Annotated in this window: 13 protein-coding genes; 9 read left to right on the top strand and 4 right to left on the bottom strand. The window is 63.7% G+C overall.

Annotated elements, in window-relative coordinates; genetic code table 11:
• Positions 1 to 10 precede the first annotated feature (10 nt).
• The 3 genes from V1290_RS00485 to thrS all read left to right on the top strand — a co-directional run bounded on the left by V1290_RS00485 (position 11) and on the right by thrS (position 4,029).
• Positions 11 to 1,537 carry a tripartite tricarboxylate transporter permease gene (locus V1290_RS00485; RefSeq protein WP_334362471.1) on the top strand — a complete coding sequence of 509 codons (1,527 nt, stop codon included), beginning with the start codon at positions 11 to 13 and terminating at the stop codon, positions 1,535 to 1,537.
• Positions 1,534 to 2,583: a 4-hydroxythreonine-4-phosphate dehydrogenase PdxA gene (locus V1290_RS00490; RefSeq protein WP_334362472.1), complete on the top strand. Its 1,050-nt coding sequence runs from the start codon at positions 1,534 to 1,536 to the stop codon at positions 2,581 to 2,583. Before V1290_RS00485 ends, V1290_RS00490 begins: the two co-directional genes overlap by 4 nt.
• Positions 2,584 to 2,790: 207 nt before the next feature.
• Entirely contained in the window at positions 2,791 to 4,029 is a 1,239-nt protein-coding gene (gene thrS, locus V1290_RS00495; RefSeq protein ID WP_334362473.1) for a threonine--tRNA ligase, read from the top strand.
• Here the strand turns inward: thrS and metC are convergent.
• On the bottom strand, positions 4,026 to 5,219 hold the full coding sequence (gene metC, locus V1290_RS00500; RefSeq protein ID WP_334362474.1) for a cystathionine beta-lyase: 1,194 nt from the start codon (positions 5,217 to 5,219) through the stop codon (positions 4,026 to 4,028). The two genes, thrS and metC, sit on opposite strands and share 4 nt — an antisense overlap.
• A 335-nt stretch (positions 5,220 to 5,554) precedes the next feature.
• Between metC and V1290_RS00505 the strand changes: the two genes are divergently transcribed.
• The 4 genes from V1290_RS00505 to V1290_RS00520 are packed head-to-tail and all read left to right on the top strand — an operon-like array spanning position 5,555 to position 10,075.
• Positions 5,555 to 6,571 carry an amino acid ABC transporter substrate-binding protein gene (locus V1290_RS00505; RefSeq protein WP_334362475.1) on the top strand — a complete coding sequence of 339 codons (1,017 nt, stop codon included), beginning with the start codon at positions 5,555 to 5,557 and terminating at the stop codon, positions 6,569 to 6,571.
• Positions 6,572 to 6,595: 24 nt separating this feature from the next.
• Positions 6,596 to 7,801: an amino acid ABC transporter permease gene (locus V1290_RS00510; protein ID WP_334362476.1), complete on the top strand. Its 1,206-nt coding sequence runs from the start codon at positions 6,596 to 6,598 to the stop codon at positions 7,799 to 7,801.
• Complete coding sequence (locus V1290_RS00515; RefSeq protein ID WP_334362477.1) at positions 7,798 to 9,321, top strand: amino acid ABC transporter permease; 1,524 nt, start codon at positions 7,798 to 7,800, stop codon at positions 9,319 to 9,321. Before V1290_RS00510 ends, V1290_RS00515 begins: the two co-directional genes overlap by 4 nt.
• Before the next feature lie 10 nt (positions 9,322 to 9,331).
• Complete coding sequence (locus tag V1290_RS00520) at positions 9,332 to 10,075, top strand: amino acid ABC transporter ATP-binding protein (protein ID WP_057844192.1); 744 nt, start codon at positions 9,332 to 9,334, stop codon at positions 10,073 to 10,075.
• A 66-nt stretch (positions 10,076 to 10,141) separates the two neighbouring features.
• Here V1290_RS00520 and V1290_RS00525 read toward each other — a convergent pair whose 3' ends face one another.
• From V1290_RS00525 to V1290_RS00535, 3 genes are all read right to left on the bottom strand, one after another.
• Positions 10,142 to 11,182 carry a cysteine synthase A gene (locus V1290_RS00525; protein ID WP_334362481.1) on the bottom strand — a complete coding sequence of 347 codons (1,041 nt, stop codon included), beginning with the start codon at positions 11,180 to 11,182 and terminating at the stop codon, positions 10,142 to 10,144.
• A 90-nt stretch (positions 11,183 to 11,272) separates the two neighbouring features.
• Positions 11,273 to 12,502, bottom strand: a complete 1,230-nt coding sequence (locus V1290_RS00530) for a cyclopropane-fatty-acyl-phospholipid synthase family protein (RefSeq protein ID WP_334362482.1) — start codon at positions 12,500 to 12,502, stop codon at positions 11,273 to 11,275.
• A 56-nt stretch (positions 12,503 to 12,558) separates the two neighbouring features.
• Positions 12,559 to 12,858 carry a DUF1365 family protein gene (locus tag V1290_RS00535; protein WP_334362483.1) on the bottom strand — a complete coding sequence of 100 codons (300 nt, stop codon included), beginning with the start codon at positions 12,856 to 12,858 and terminating at the stop codon, positions 12,559 to 12,561.
• A gap of 402 nt (positions 12,859 to 13,260) precedes the next feature.
• Here V1290_RS00535 and V1290_RS00540 point away from each other — a divergent pair, with 402 nt between their 5' ends.
• On the top strand, positions 13,261 to 14,721 hold the full coding sequence (locus tag V1290_RS00540) for an efflux transporter outer membrane subunit (RefSeq protein WP_334368895.1): 1,461 nt from the start codon (positions 13,261 to 13,263) through the stop codon (positions 14,719 to 14,721).
• On the top strand, positions 14,711 to 16,114 hold the full coding sequence (locus V1290_RS00545; protein WP_334362484.1) for an efflux RND transporter periplasmic adaptor subunit: 1,404 nt from the start codon (positions 14,711 to 14,713) through the stop codon (positions 16,112 to 16,114). The genes V1290_RS00540 and V1290_RS00545 overlap by 11 nt, the downstream gene beginning before the upstream one ends.
• Positions 16,115 to 16,146: the final 32 nt, after the last annotated feature.

The following is a 16,146-nucleotide window of genomic DNA, read 5'->3' on the forward strand; positions in this document are numbered from 1 at the left end:
GGACGGGGCGATGGAAAACCTTCAATCGCTGCTGCACGGTTTCACCATCGCGGTCACCGTTCCGCACCTGACGCTGATGGTGATCGGCGTTCTGCTCGGCATTCTCGTCGGCGTTCTGCCCGGCCTTGGTGCGCCAAACGGAGTGTCGCTATTGCTGCCGCTGACCTTCGGCATGCAGCCGGTGTCGGCGATCATCCTGCTTTCGAGCATGTATTGGGGCGCGCTGTTCGGCGGCTCGGTGACGTCGATCCTGTTCAACATCCCGGGCGAACCTTCGTCGGTTGCCACCACCTTCGACGGCTATCCGATGGCGCGCGACGGCAGGCCGACGACGGCGCTGGCCACCGCTTTCGGCTCGGCGGCGTTCGGCGCGCTTGTCGGCGTAGTCCTGATTACGTTTTTGGCGTCGTGGGTGGCGCAGGTGGCGCTCGCCTTCGGACCGCCCGAATACTTCGCGGTCTATTTCCTCGCCTTCGCCAGTTTCGTCGGCATGGGCGGTGCGGCGCCGATCAAGACGGTGGTGGCGCTCGCGATCGGCTTTGCCATCGCCGCGATCGGTATCGATACGGTCTCGGGCAGCGTGCGGCTCACCATGGGTATCGACGAGCTGGTGAAGGGCGTCAGCTTTGTCGTTGCCGTGATGGGGCTGTTCGGTATCGGCGAGTTGCTGATTGCGGTGGAGGAGGAGTTTCAGGCCCGCGCGGTATCGTCGAGGGTGGATTGGAATGAAGTCTTCCGGGCGCTCGGGCGTCTGCCGCAGCACGGCATTGCGTTGCTGCGCAGCGCCGCTATCGGCTGCTGGATGGGCATTACACCGGGCGGTCCAACCGCGGCTTCCTTCATGAGCTATGGTATCGCCAAGCGCTTCTCGAGCAATGGCGCTCGTTTCGGTACCGGCGAGGCCGAGGGCATCGTCGCGCCGGAGACCGCCGACCACGCCGCCGGCACCAGCGCGCTATTGCCGATGCTTTCGCTCGGCATTCCCGGCTCGGCTACGGCCGCTGTCATGATGGGCGGGCTGATGATCTGGGGATTGAATCCCGGACCGATGCTATTCGTCGACCAGAAGGATTTCGTCTGGGGACTGATCGCCTCAATGTATGTCGGCAACATCGTTGCGGTTGCGCTCGTGCTGCTCACCGTTCCCGTGTTCGCCGCCCTGATGCGCATTCCCTTCGCCGTCATCGCTCCCCTGATCGTCATCATCTGCGTGGTGGGCGCCTATTCGGTCTCGAACTCCTATCTCGACGTCGTCCTGATGCTCGGCTTCGGTGTCGTCGGCTATCTCTTCAAGAAGCTGCACTATCCGTTGGCGCCGTTGGTGCTTGCGATCGTGATCGGCGACAAGGCTGAGGACGCGTTCCGGCAGGCCATGCTGATGTCGAAGGGATCGCTCGGGATATTCTTTGCAAACCGGCTGGTGACGACTCTCGTTCTGGCCGGGATGGCGTTGCTACTGCTTCCGCTCGCCCTGCAGATTGTGCGTCTGCTGCGAAAGCCGGACGAAGCCGCTGATGAAAAGGTGAGGACCATATGAAGCTGCATAGCCCCAGCAAGCCGGTGATCGCGCTGGCGATGGGAGATCCCGCCGGTATCAGCCCGGAGCTGACCGCAAAACTCGCCTGCCTCGATGAAATCCTCTCCCGCGCACGCCTGATCGTGATCGGAGACCGCCGCGTTTTCGACGAAGGCGCGCGCGTGGCCGGCGTCAGGACGGACCTGCCAAATGTAGCGCCATCGGCGGACCCGCGATCAATCGGCAGTGACGCCGCTTTTATGGACCTTGGGCATCTCGATTCCGCGACCGTCGAGCGTGGTGTCGCGAGCCAGGCCGGTGGCGCGTTCGCGCTGGAGAATTATCGTCGCGCGCTCACGCTGGCGCGTGACGGGCAGGCCGACGCCGTCTGCTTCACGCCGTTCAACAAGAAGGCGATGCGGCTCGCGCGCGCGGAGTATGACGACGAGATCGCGTTCTCCGCCGAGGTCGCCGGCCTGAAAACGCCAGCCAGCGAATTCAACGTGCTCGACAGGCTCTGGAATGCCCGCGTCACCTCGCACATCGCGCTCAAGGATGTGGCCTCGCGCCTCTCCGTCGAACGTATTCATCGCGCGCTGAAACTGACCGATGCCTGCATGCGACAGGCCGGCTTTGCCGAGCCCCGTATCGCGGTGGCTGGTCTCAACCCGCATGCCGGTGACGGCGGCAATTTCGGCCGCGAGGAGATCGATGTGATCGAACCTGCTGTCATGGCCGGCCGGGCCGAAGGAATAGCGGCGGAAGGGCCGTTTCCGGCCGATACGGTTTTCCTGCGCGCCAAGAACGGGGCCTTCGATGCGGTGCTGACGATGTACCACGACCAGGGCCAGATCGCGATGAAGCTGATGGGCTTCGATCGCGGAGTGACAATTCTCGGCGGCTTCCCGTTTCCGATCTGCACGCCGGCGCATGGCACGGCCTATGACATCGCCGGCCAAGGCGTCGCCTCGGTTGGGGCCAGCCGCGCGGCTTTGTTGCTCGCGGCTGAGATGGCGGGCGCGGCCGGGTTGCGAAATCGGACGCCAAGCGCTGGCGTTGACGCCTGAGCGTTTTACCGCCATATACAGAGCATGAAGAAGCTTCAGTCAGCCGCATTGACCACCACCGCGACCGCTTACGGCGGATCGCCTGCTGGTTGCGCGCGCTAGAGACAAGCGTACTTCACCCAGAAAAGGCCCCGCCGGCGACGGACGGGGCCTTTTCTGGTTTTTGGCGGTCACCGTCCGCGCTTTTTCCCATCAAGGAACACAGCCATGGACGATCTCGACCACAAAAATCTCGGCGTGAAGCTCAAACTCTGGCACCTTCAGGAAGATGCGCCGGGCATGGTGTTCTGGCATCCGCGCGGCTACGCGGTCTACCGGGTGCTGGAGGATTATGTCCGGCGCAAGATGCGCCAGGCCGGCTATGCCGAGGTCCGGACGCCACAGCTTCTGCCAAAGGAGTTCTGGGGCCGCAGCGGGCACTGGGACAAGTTCGGCGAGCACATGTTCCGGGTCGACGACGGCGAGCAGGCGATGGCGCTGAAACCAATGTCGTGCCCGTGCCACGTGCAGATCTTCAACAAGGGGCTGCGCTCGTGGCGGGAGCTTCCGATCCGCTATGCCGAGTTCGGCGCCTGCCACCGCAATGAGCCGTCCGGTTCGCTCCACGGCATCATGCGGACGCGCGCCTTCGAGCAGGACGACGCGCATGTGTTCTGCCGCGAGCAGGACGTGGAGCGCGAAGTCGCGTGCTTCATCGCCCTGCTGGGCGAGGTCTACCGGGAACTCGGTTTTCCCGACTACGAGGTGGCGCTGGCGACGCGGCCGGCGGTGCGTGCCGGCGACGACGCGACCTGGGACTGGTCGGAAGCGAAGCTCGGCGATGCCGCGCGGCGCTGCGGCCTCGTGCCTCAAATCAACCCCGGCGAAGGTGCGTTCTACGGACCGAAGCTGGAATTCGCGCTGCGCGATCGGCTGGGACGATCCTGGCAGTGCGGCACCGTGCAGGTCGACGGCGTGCTGCCGCAGCGGCTCGAGGCGTCCTACGTCGCCCCCGACGGCAGCCGCGCGAGGCCCCTGATGATCCACCACGCCATCTTCGGATCGCTCGGCCGCATGATCGCGATCCTGCTCGAGCACCACGGCGGCGTGCTTCCCTTCTGGCTGTCGCCAGACCAGGTCGCGGTCGCGCCGATCTCGAAAGACCAGGCCGGATACGGCGCGGACGTGCTGTCGGCATTCGAGGATGCCGGAATCCGGGCCGTTGCCTATGACGGCGCCGATACTCTTTCGCGGCGGATCGTGGCGGCGCATGACATGGCGGTGCCGGTGATGGCTATCGTCGGCGGGCGCGAAATGAGGGACGGCCGGGTAACCCTGCGCGAGCGCGACGGCTCACAGGCCGACGTTCCTCTGGCCGAGGCGGTGTCCCGCCTGCAGGCGAGGGCCCGGCCGGGCGCTCTTGCGGCTGAAGCCCTGGACGCTCGAGCTTATGGCTTCACGCCCTAGGCGGCAGCCCTCAATGCCGCAAAACCGCGATCGAGATCGGCCTTGAGGTCGTCGACATTCTCCAGGCCGATGTGGAGCCGCAGCGTCGGCCCGCCGGGGGACCATTTGGTCGCGGTGCGGTAAGGATCGCAGTCGAACGGGATGATGAGGCTTTCGAAGCCGCCCCACGAATAGCCCATGCCGAACAGCCTGACGGCGTCGAGCAGGGCATCGACCGCCTTCTGCGGTACCGGCTTCAGCACGATGCTGAACAGGCCGGAGGCGCCGGTGAAGTCGCGCTTCCAGATCGCGTGGCCGGGATGGCTTTCGAGCGCCGGATGCAAGACCTGCAGCACCTCGGGGCGGCCGGCGAGCCAGCGCGCCATTTCCAGGCCCGAGCGGTAATGTTGCGCGAGCCGCACCGATAGCGTGCGGGTGCCGCGCAGCGCCAGGAATACGTCGTCCGGTCCGGCGCAGACGCCGAGCAGGCGGATACCCTCGGTGAGCAGCGGCCAGGCTTTTGCACTCGCCGAAATCGTGCCGAACATGATGTCGGAATGGCCGCCGATATATTTGGTGGCGGCCTGCATGCTGATGTCGACGCCCTGGTCGAGCGAGCGGTGAAACAGTGGCGTCGCCCAGGTGTTGTCGTCGATGACGAGTGCGCCCTTGGCATGCGCGACTTCGGCGATGGCGGGAATGTCGCTCATTTCAAACGACTGCGAGCCGGGCGCCTCGACCAGCACCGCCCTGGTGTTCGGTTTGAACAGTTTCTCGATCCCGGCGCCGACCAGCGGATCGAAATAGCCGACCTCGACGCCGTAACGGGCCAGCATGCCGTTGCAGAAGTTGCGCGACGGCCGGTAGACATTATCGGTCACCAGCAGATGATCGCCGGCCTTCAAGACCGACAGGAGTGCGGTGGTGATTGCAGCAAGTCCTGATGGCGCGAGGCCTACGCCCGCGCACTGCGGGCCCTCCAGTGACATCAGCACGTCCTGCAGCGCCAGTGTGGTCGGGGTGCCGTGACGTCCGTAGGAGAATTCGGCGCGGTGGGCGTGCAGGTCCTCGGCGGTCGGGTAGAGCACCGTCGATCCGCGGTATACCGCTGGATTGACGAAACCCCTTTGTCCCTTGGTGTCGCGGCCCGCGGTGACCAGTCTGGTTTCGGGCTTTTGCGGGTTGGACGGACCGTCGTGCGAAAAGCTCATGCGTTTGCATTATCCAAGACGTTATGCCGCAGCCACAACTTGATCGCGAAAACACCGGCGAGCGGCGGCTCAAAGCCGGGTGCGTTAATAACAAGACACAGAAGAGGGCAGTCAACCCCTTGACCCGGCACGCCAGTCGTTCTGAGATGCGCGCCAACGAACAGTCGCTGCAAGTTGAGGGGCCTGCCGCGATATCAGATCCACCGCCTGACCGGACTGGCACGCTAAATGCACGGTCGGGACGACGCTTTTCAGCGAGGGATCAGCGGGTTGGCCCCACAACGTCAGGCGTTGCCTAAAACGATCTCCGGACGTCCCCTTGAAAGGCCTAACCCATGAAACGCGTATCTCTGGTTGTTACCCTTGCCCTTGCCGCCGGCCTCTCGGCCCAGGCCGCCTCGGCGCAAACCCTCAAGACGGTCAAGGACCGGGGCATGCTGTCCTGTGGGGTCAGCCAGGGCCTGCCGGGCTTCTCGACGCCGGACGACAAGGGTAACTGGACCGGGCTCGACGTCGACATCTGCCGGGCGATCGCGGCTGCCATCTTCAACGACGCGACCAAGATCAAGTTCGTCCCGCTCTCGGCCAAGGACCGTTTCACCGCGCTGCAGTCGGGCGAGATCGACGTGCTGTCCCGCAACACCACCTGGACGTTGTCGCGCGATACTTCGCTGGGCGCCAACTTCACCGGTGTTACCTATTATGACGGCCAAGGCTTCCTGGTGAAGAAGTCGCTGAAGGTGAATTCGGCGCTGGAACTCAACAGTGCGTCGGTTTGCGTGCAGACCGGCACCACGACCGAGCAGAACCTCGCCGACTACTTCAAGGGCAACAACATGAAGTACGAGGTGATCGCGTTCGCGACTGCCGACGAGACCGTCAAGGCCTATGAGTCCGGCCGGTGCGACGTGTTCACCTCCGACGTCTCCCAGCTCTACGCCGAACGCCTGAAGGTCGCCAACCCAGCCGATCATGTCGTGCTGCCCGAGGTGATCTCGAAAGAACCGCTCGGGCCGATGGTCCGCCATGGCGACGATCAGTGGTTCGATATCGTGAAATGGACGCTTTATGCGATGGTCGGTGCCGAAGAGCTCGGCTTGACACAGAAGAATGTGGACGAGATGGCCAAGTCCGACAAACCTGAGGTCAAGCGCGCCGTCGGCACAGACGGCAATCTGGGCGAGCAACTCGGCCTGACCAAGGACTGGATGGTGCGGGTCGTGAAGGCGGTCGGCAATTACGGCGAGTCCTTCGAGCGCAACGTCGGTTCCGGCTCCAAGCTCGGTATTGCCCGCGGCCTCAACCAACTCTGGAGCAAGGGCGGTATCCAGTACGCCCCGCCGATCCGCTAAGCGCCAGCGAGAGGGGCTGCGGCGATGGCCATCGAACCCCGAAAACCACCGTCGCAGCTACTTCCCAGGCTGCAGCGCGCGCTCGGCGGCCGGGCTGGCTGGAGCGGCTTCGTCCTCCAACTGCTGTTCGTCGCCGCGCTCGCATGGATCTCCTACGAGATCGTCGCCAATGCCCGTGCCAATTTGCAGGCGCAGCGGATCACCGCGGGCTTCGGCTTCCTTGCCAACAATGCCGGCTTTGACGTCAGCCAGAGCCTGATCCCCTATTCGGGGTCCGATCCCTACACGCGCGTCTTTGTGGTTGGCCTGCTGAACACGTTGCTGGTCTCGGTGATCGGCATCTTCTTCGCCACCTTGATCGGCTTCCTGGTTGCCCTCGGCCGGCTGTCGCCGAACTGGCTACTGGCGCGAATCTCGGGCGGCTATGTCGAACTGATCCGCAACCTGCCGCTGCTGTTCCAGATCCTGTTCTGGTATCTCGCGGTGCTCGCCGCTTTGCCCAATCCGCGACAGAGCATCTCGATCTTCGACAGCTTCTTTCTCAGCAATCGCGGCCTGGTCATTCCGAAGCCGATCGGGGAGCCTGGCTTCGAGCCGTTCGTCGTCGCCTTGCTGGTCGCGATCGTCGCCGCGATCATGTTGTGGCGCTACGCGCGCCGTCAGCTCTTCCAAAGCGGCAAGGTGATCAAGGTCTGGCCCTACACGCTCGGCATGATTGTCGGCCTGCCGTTGCTCAGCGTGCTGATTTTCGGCCTACCTGTCACGTTTGAGGTGCCCGTGCTCAGGGGCTTCAACTTCGCCGGCGGCTCACGCCTGATACCGGAATTCGTTGCGCTGACGCTGGCGCTGTCGACCTACACGGCGGCCTTCATCGCCGAGATCGTGCGTGCGGGCATTCTTTCGGTGCACAAGGGCCAGATGGAAGCCGGTTCCTCGCTCGGACTGCAGCGCGGTTCGGTGTTGCGGCTGATCGTGATCCCGCAGGCGATGCGCGTGATCCTGCCCCCGCTCACCAACCAGTATCTCAACCTGACCAAGAACTCCTCGCTGGCGGTTGCGATCGGCTATCCCGATCTGGTCTCGGTGTTCGCCGGAACCACGCTGAGCCAGACCGGGCAGGCGATCGAAATCATCGGTATCACCATGGGCGTCTATCTCCTGATCTCGCTGGTCACCAGCGCAATCATGAGTTTCTATGGATGGCGGATCAGCCGGAGCATGGGCGGATGAGCGACACGACCGCATCCAATTTCGTCCGTCAGGACCTCGTGCCGGAGCGGGCCGCGCCCGTGAAGACCACCGGGTTCATCGGCTTCCTGCGCACGCGGCTGTTCAATTCTCCGACCAATATCCTGATCACGATTGTCAGCCTGTTGCTGCTTTGGGTCACTGTCGTTCCGGCCGTGAAGTTCGCGCTGGTCGATGCGGTCTGGACCGGCACGGATCGGACGGCCTGTCTCGCTGAAAATGTTGGACGCCCGGTCGGCGCCTGTTGGCCGTTCATTCAAGCGAAGATTTACCAGTTCATCTATGGCTTCTACCCGGAGCCGGAGCGCTGGCGCGTCAACCTGACCTTCATTCTTGCCGCCATCCTGCTGGTTCCGCTGCTGATTCCGCGGCTGCCGGCCAAGGGTCCGAACGCCATTCTGTTCTTCGTGGCGTTACCTGTCGTCGCCTTCTTCCTGCTGCGCGGCGGTGGACTGGGGGGCTTCGGCGTGAGCTGGACCGCCGGGCTGCTGTCTGGCTTCAACGACAGCATCGGCGACGGCGGCAGGAAGCTGGTGGCCGCGGGCGAGGCGACGGCCGTTATCGGACCGCTGCTATGGGTCCTCGGCAAGCTGATCGTGCTGGCGAGCACGGTGATTGGCTGGGTGTTGCTGCCGCTGACCTGGTTGCGCGATCAGATCCAGGCCTTCGGCCGGCCGGTCTGGACCGACCTCGCCGCGACCGCGTTGATCGTGTCGGCGCTGCTGTTCTGGCTCGGTGGCGGCTTGCGGTCCGGCTGGCGTCCGCTCATCACCTGCCTTGGGGTCTTTGTCGCCATCGCCTTCGTGATCGCGGTGATGGGTCTCGACAGCGGTGGACTTCCGGAGGTCGACACGCGGTTGTGGGGCGGCCTGCTGGTGACGCTGGTGGTGTCCGTTGTCGGCATCGTCGCCTCGATGCCGGTCGGCATCGCGCTCGCGCTGGGGCGGCGCTCGACCATTCCGCTGATCCGAATCTTCTCGATTGCCTTCATCGAGTTCTGGCGCGGCGTTCCGCTGATTACCGTGCTGTTCTTTGCAACCTACATGCTGCCGCTGTTCGTGCCGGCCGGCTTCACCATCGACGGGCTGATGCGCGCCCTGATCGGCATCGCGCTGTTTGCCGGTGCGTACCAGGCCGAAGTCATCCGCGGGGGTCTGGCGGCGATTCCGCGCGGACAAGGGGAGGCGGCGAGCGCGCTCGGCCTGTCCTGGGCCAAGACCACGGCGCTGATCGTGATGCCGCAGGCGCTGCGCCATGTCATCCCCGGTCTCGTCAACAGCTTCATCGCGCTGTTCAAGGATACCTCGCTGGTCTCGATCGTTGCGCTGTTCGACCTGCTTGGCAGTCTGCGTGCCTCGTTCTCCGATCCGGTCTGGTCGACACCGACGACGCTGTTTACCGGCTTTGCCTTTGTCGGCATCATCTATTTCGTCTTCTGCTTCGGGATGTCGCGTTACTCGCTGTTCGTCGAGAACCGGCTGAACGCCCATCGTCGCAACTGAGTACATCACCATGACCGCAAACTCGATCGTTGGCATCAACGCACTCAACAAATGGTACGGCGATTTTCACGTCCTGCGCGACATCAACCTCGATGTCGCCAAGGGCGAGCGGATCGTGATCTGCGGCCCCTCAGGTTCGGGCAAGTCGACGCTGATCCGCTGCATCAACGCGCTGGAGGAATTCCAGGAAGGACAGATCGTCGTCGAGGGCATCGAGCTCGGTCCGAACCTGCGGCGGGTGGATGAAGTTCGCCGCGAGGTCGGCATGGTGTTCCAGAGCTTCAACCTGTTTCCGCACCTGACCGTGCTGGAGAACTGCACGCTGGCGCCGATCTGGGTACGCAACATTCCGAAAAAGGACGCGGAGGCGACCGCGATGAAATTCCTGGAGCGGGTCAAGATCCCGCATCAGGCCAACAAATATCCCGGCCAAATGTCGGGCGGTCAGCAGCAGCGCGTTGCCATTGCTCGCGCGCTGACCATGAATCCGAAGGTGATGCTGTTCGACGAGCCGACCTCGGCGCTCGACCCGGAAATGGTCAAGGAAGTGCTCGACACCATGGTCGACCTCGCCAAGGAAGGCATGACCATGCTGGTGGTCACCCACGAAATGGGATTTGCCCGCGAAGTCGCCAACCGCGTCGTCTTCATGGACGCGGGCCAGGTGATCGAGTCAAATACGCCGCATGAATTCTTCGCCAACCCGCAGCACGCCCGGACGAAGCTGTTCCTGAGTCAGATCTTGCGGCATTGAAGATGGCGAATGGGGAGCGGCGAATGGCGAACAGGGAAACGCCATTCGCTATTCGCCACTCGCCTCTTAAACCTTCTCGAACGGCACGTCGATCTTGGTACGCTTTTCCAGCCATGCCGGCACCGGCAGGTTCTTCGAGCGCATGAATGCCGGATTGAACAGCTTTGACTGATAGCGGCCGCCGGAATCGGCCAGCACGGTGACGATGGTCTTGCCGGGTCCGAGCTGCTTTGCCAATCGGATCGCGCCAGCGACGTTGATACCGGTGGAGCCGCCGAGGCACAGGCCTTCCTGCTCGAGCAGTTCGTAGATCACCGTTACGGCTTCCTCGTCGGAAACCAGGAAAGCGTCATCGACAACAGCGGTCTCGATGATGGGCGTGACGCGGCCGAGCCCGATTCCTTCGGTGATCGAGTCCCCTGGCGTCGATTTGGCCTGACCATGCTTGAACAGCTCGTACATCGCAAAGCCGTGCGGATCGGCACAGGCGGTCACGATGTCCTTGTTCTTTTCCTTCAGAAAGCGGCTGGCGCCCGCGAGCGTGCCGCCGGTGCCGACCGAGCAGATAAAGCCGTCGACCTTGCCGCCGGTCTGCTCCCAGATCTCAGGACCCGTGGATTCGTAATGCGCCTTGGCGTTGTCGAGATTGTTCCACTGGTCGGCGAACAAAACGCCGTTCGGCTCGGTCTTGCGAAGCTGGTCAGCGAGCCGCCGCCCGACGTGCTGATAATTGTTCGGATTGGAATAGGGCAGTTGCGGCACTTCGATGAGCTCGGCGCCGCACAGCCGCAGCATGTCCTTCTTTTCCTGGCTCTGCGTTTCCGGGATCAGGATCAGCGTGCGGTAACCGCGGGCGCTGGCGACCACGGCGAGCCCGATGCCGGTATTGCCGGCGGTTGATTCCACCACGAGCCCGCCCGGTTTGAGATCGCCGCGCTTTTCGGCCTCGAGGATCATCCATTTGCCGGCGCGGTCCTTGACCGACTGGCCGGGATTCATGAATTCGGCCTTGCCGAGAATGGTGCAGCCGGTCGCTTCCGAAGCGTGCTTTAGCTTGATGAGGGGCGTGTTGCCGATCGCTTCGATGACGTCTTTGTTGAAGGCCATGTTTTTGAAATCGCCGGTTCGTTTGCCTAATCGTTAGGCGACCCTAAAGGAGGGCCGCCAGCCATACAAGCCAGCGTTGGGGCAGGGCGATCAGTCCGATTTCGCAAACACCACCTGGCGCACGTCGATATTTCCGGACAGGAAACCGGCCTCGCAATAGGCGAGGTAATATTCCCACAGCCGCCGGAAGCGATCGTCGAAACCCGACGGCGTCAGGTTCGGCCAGGCCGCGCGGAAATTGCTTCGCCAGATCGCGAGCGTCTTGGCATAATCTTGCCCAAAGATGCGTTCGCGGATGACGGGAACGCCGAAGCGTTCGCCGAGCGTTTTCAGGATCTGCGGCGACGGCAGCATGCCGCCCGGAAAGACGTAGCGCTGGATGAAGTCGACTTCGCGGCGATAGGCCTGGAACAGGCTGTCCTGGATGGTGATGGCCTGGATACCGGCGAGGCCACCCGGCAGCAGGCGGTCGCGCAACTGTGAAAAATATTTCGGCCAGAATTGCTCGCCAACCGCCTCGATCATCTCGATCGAGACGATCCGGTCATAGCGGTCGCGCTCGTCGCGGTAGTCCTGCAGCTTGATCTCGACCCTATCGCCGAGTCCGGCGTTCTGAATGCGCGCCTGTGCGAATTCGCGCTGTTCCTTGCTGATGGTGAGGCCTACGACCTTGGCGCCGAACGTCTTGGCGGCGTATTCGGCAAAGCCGCCCCAGCCGCAGCCGATCTCCAATAGCTTCTGGCCCGGCCGCAGATCGATGGCCTCGGCGAGCCGTCGGTATTTGTTGTGCTGCGCAGCCGTCAGGTCGGGCGTGTCGTCCTCGAACAGCGCCGACGAATAGGTCATGCTGGGATCGAGCCAGGCCGAATAGAAGGCGTTGCCGATGTCGTAATGCGCATAGATGTTGCGGCGAGCCTGCCGCTTTGTGTTGCGGTTGAGCCAATGCCTGACGGCCTGGAAGGTGCGCGTCAACGGGTTGCCGATCAGCATGGTCTGCATCCAGTCCTGGTTGACGCAGAACAAATAGAGGAATTGCGTGAGGTCGGGCGTGTCCCATTCGCCGCGCAGATAGGCTTCCGCAATGCCGATGTCGCCGCCGCGCACGAGCCGCGAGGCAAACCCGTAATCGTAAATCTTCATCACGGCGGCAGGACCCGGCCCGTTGCCGCCCAACCGGACCACGCGGCCGTCGGCCAGTGTCACGTCGAGCGTGCCGTGTTGCAGCTTTGAACCAAAGCCCAGCGCCAGCCGGACCAGGCGGGGCAATTCCGGAAACGTCGCGTCTACAGTTTCCGATGTGACCGAAATCAACTCGGGCATGTGCGATCCATCGAATTGCGGTTTACCCGGGCTTCGCATGGCCGATCGACCCTGCTTCAATGCTTGGCACGGGGTGGACAACGCCGGCGAAGTATAGACGTTGATTTTTCCACTCGCCAAGCCGGTATTGAAGGCCGCGCCCTCCGGTGGGACCGGCCGCATGCCTCGTGGAAGCTGCAGAGCGCCGCGCGGTTGACGCAGAGCAGCAGCGATTGCCGGTTTGAGTCGGCCACGTCCAGATCGATCAGCAGGCTCGTCACGCGATAGCTGAAGCGATGGCCGATCGGCTGCGGCCGCGCATGCATGCTCGTGGAATCCCTATCCGGTCCATGCGCCGCAGAATCAGGGCCCTCCATTGCATGGTGCGAAATACGGCTGTTCCCGGAGTTTCAAATCGGCCACAGGCCGGACTCCACTGTGCGAGGACCCGGTGTTGGACGTCAGAACGGGGGAAAAACCCCATGAAATCTTCGTAAGAATTCGGCGGTCCTGCGGCGTCGCGACATCGTTCCAAGCCCTATAAAACAAGGGGAAGTGAGCTCTTTGTCGCCCGTTTTGCGCACCTGAACGTACGATCGGCGAGAGGCTGCGCGGGGCTGTCCGCGTGCTGATCGCAAGGCTAATATCGCGGTTCGGTTCCAACGGAAGCATCACCCCGTGAACGTATCGCAGCCCAACAGGAGAAGCGCTCATATTGCGCCGGGCCGGGATTTGCCCGGTGGAGAACGGGTGTGACCCAGCGAATTGCAACTGCTGCGATCGAAGGTTGGCCTGTTCTCATTCCGGGCGGCAAGCGGCTGGCGCGATCGCTTGCCGTGCTTGGCCTCGTCGCCAGCTCCGCGGGCTGCATCCTGACCAAGGACCTTCCCGACCCTGCGCTCGACATCCCCGAAGGCTACAAGGCGGCGCGGCTTTCGAAGGCCGCGGACGCACCGCCGACGCTCGACTGGTGGCGCGGATTTCGCTCGCGGGAGCTGACGGGCCTGATGGAGGAGGCGCAGACCGTCAATCTGGATATTGCGGCCGCCACCGCGCGGTTCAGGCAGGCCGATGCGCAGGCACGAATCGCGGGCGCGGCGCTGCTGCCAACTCTCAGCGGTACCGGTTCGGAGAGCTATTCCCGCACCTCCCGTTCGAGCGCCAGCGGCCTGTCCATTGGCGGCCGTGAGGTGGTCAACTATTCGGCATCGCTCAGCGCCAGCTACGAATTGGATTTCTGGGGCAAGAACCGCGACGCCGCCCAGGCGGCGGAGGAGACCGCGGTCGCCAGCCGCTTTGACCGCGACGTCATCGCGCTGACCACGCTGACGACGGTTGCCAATGCCTATTTCCAGGTGCTCGCCGCGCAGGATCGGATTCGTACCGCACAGCGAAACATCGCGAGCGCCGAGCGCATCCTCAACGCCATCAAGGAGCGCTTCAGAGCCGGCACCGGTACCGACCTCGACGTCGCGCAACAGGAAAGCGTGGTGGCCAATCAGCGCGCGCTGGTGCCGCCGCTGCGGCAGACGCTCGACCAGAACATCAACGCGCTGGCAATCTTGGTGTCGCGTCCGCCAGACTCCGTGCGTGTCACCGGCGGAACCCTCAATCGGATTGCCGCGCCGCGCGTCACGCCGGGCCTGCCTTCCGAGTTGCTGACGCAACGCCCTGACATCCGCCGCCAGGAAGCGCAGCTTGCCTCGGCCACCGCTAATGTCGGCAGCGCCCGCGCGCAGTTCTTTCCGAGCATTCAACTGACGGGGCAGGGCGGTTATCAAAGCTCGGCGTTGACGGCGCTGTTTCAGCCGCAAGCCGCGTTCTTCAGCATGGTCGGCAGCCTGACCCAACCGATCTTCGACGGCGGCAGGATCCTCGGCAATTTCGAGCTCACCAAGGCGCTGCAGGATGAACTGCTGCAGACCTACCGCAAGACGGTGGTGCAGGCTTTTGCCGATGTCGATAACGCCCTGATGTCGATCCGCCAGACCACCGAGAGGCTGCGGCTGCAGCGCGAGGTCGTGGCGTCGTCGCGGCGGGCGTTTGAATTGTCCGAGCAGCAGTTGCGGGCCGGGACCGCCGACATCGTCGTTGTGCTAAATACGCAGCAAACATTATTCCAGGCCGAGGATGCGCTGTCGCAGGCTCAACTGGCCCGGCTGCTGGCAATCGTCAGCCTCTATCAGGCGCTGGGGGGCGGCTGGGAGCCCAGGATGGAAAGGCCGGTCGATGCTCTTTAAGCCGGAAGTGAAAGACGACCCGAAGACGGCGGGCAAGCGCGTCGTGCGCGGCATTGGCCGGCGGATGGTGTCACTTTCGATCACGCTGTTGATCCTCGGCGGGCTCGGCTACCTCGGCTGGAACGCCTTTCAGCAGAAGCAGACCGGCCGTGGCGGGCTTGGCGCACGTCCCGATCTCCCGGTGCCGGTGCTGGCGGCTATGCCCCGCACGCAGGATGTGCCGGTCTATCTCGATGCCGTGGGCTCAGTCCGCGCGCTGAACACGGTGACGGTGCGCGCCCAGGTCGACGGCAAGCTGATCAAGGTGAACTTCGTCGAAGGTCAGGACGTCAAGCAGGGCGACGTGCTGGCCGAAATCGATCCCGTGATCTACCAGGCGCAGTACGATCAGGCGGTCGCGAAGAAGGCGCAGGACGAGGCGCTGCTCGCCAACCAGAAGCTCGATCTGGCGCGCTATCAGCAACTCGCCGCGTCGAATGCCGGCTCCAAGCAGCAGGCCGATACGCAGCGCGCCGTGGTCGCCCAGCAGGAAGCGCTGGTGCAGGCCGATCAGGCCGCGATCGACAATGCCAAGGCGATGCTCGGCTATACCAAGGTCATCGCCCCGTTGTCTGGGCGCGCCGGCCTGCGCCAGGTCGATCAGGGCAACATTATCCGCGCCTCCGACGTCACCGGCCTCGTCATCATCACCCAACTGCAGCCGATCGCCGTGCAGTTCAGCCTGCCGCAGCAGCAGATCGTGCGGGTCAACGCTGCCGCCGCCAAAGGCGTGCTGGCGGTGGACGTGTTCGGCAATGACGGCGTGAGCGTCATCGACACCGGTACGCTCAAAGGCATCGACAACCAGGTCGATCCGACCACCGGCACGCTGAAGCTGAAGGCGGAGTTTCCCAACGCCAAATTCCAGCTCTGGCCCGGACAGTTCGTCAATGTGCGGCTGAAGGTCGAAACGCTGGAGAAGGCGATCGTGGTGCCGAGCTCGGCGGTGCAACGTGGTCCGGTTGGGACATTCAGCTATGTGATCGGCCCCGGCAATGTCGCGACCGCAAAGCCGGTCGTGGTGACGCAGCAGAACGAAAACGATGCCGTCATCGCGAGCGGCCTTTCGATTTCCGATCGCGTGGTGACCACCGGCTTTGCCAATCTGTCCGACGGCGCCAATGTCTTGATTGGCACCGACGACAGGGCGCCAACAGCCGACCTCGCGCCGCGCAAGCGCAGCCGCAGCCCCGATGCCAAGGGAGACTCCAAGGCAGGTCCGGGCAAGGAGGGTCAAGCAAACGATGGCGAGCGCCGCGGCAAGCGCGAGCGCGGCGAGGGCGATCAAAAGGGACAAACCGGCCCGGCACCGGCCGAGCCAGCGCGCGGCGGCGCTGCGAAGTCGCAGCCATGATCGATGCGCCGCACGCCTGAAATGAATTCGTA

This window comes from Bradyrhizobium sp. AZCC 1578 (assembly GCF_036924675.1).
GTDB lineage: Bacteria > Pseudomonadota > Alphaproteobacteria > Rhizobiales > Xanthobacteraceae > Bradyrhizobium.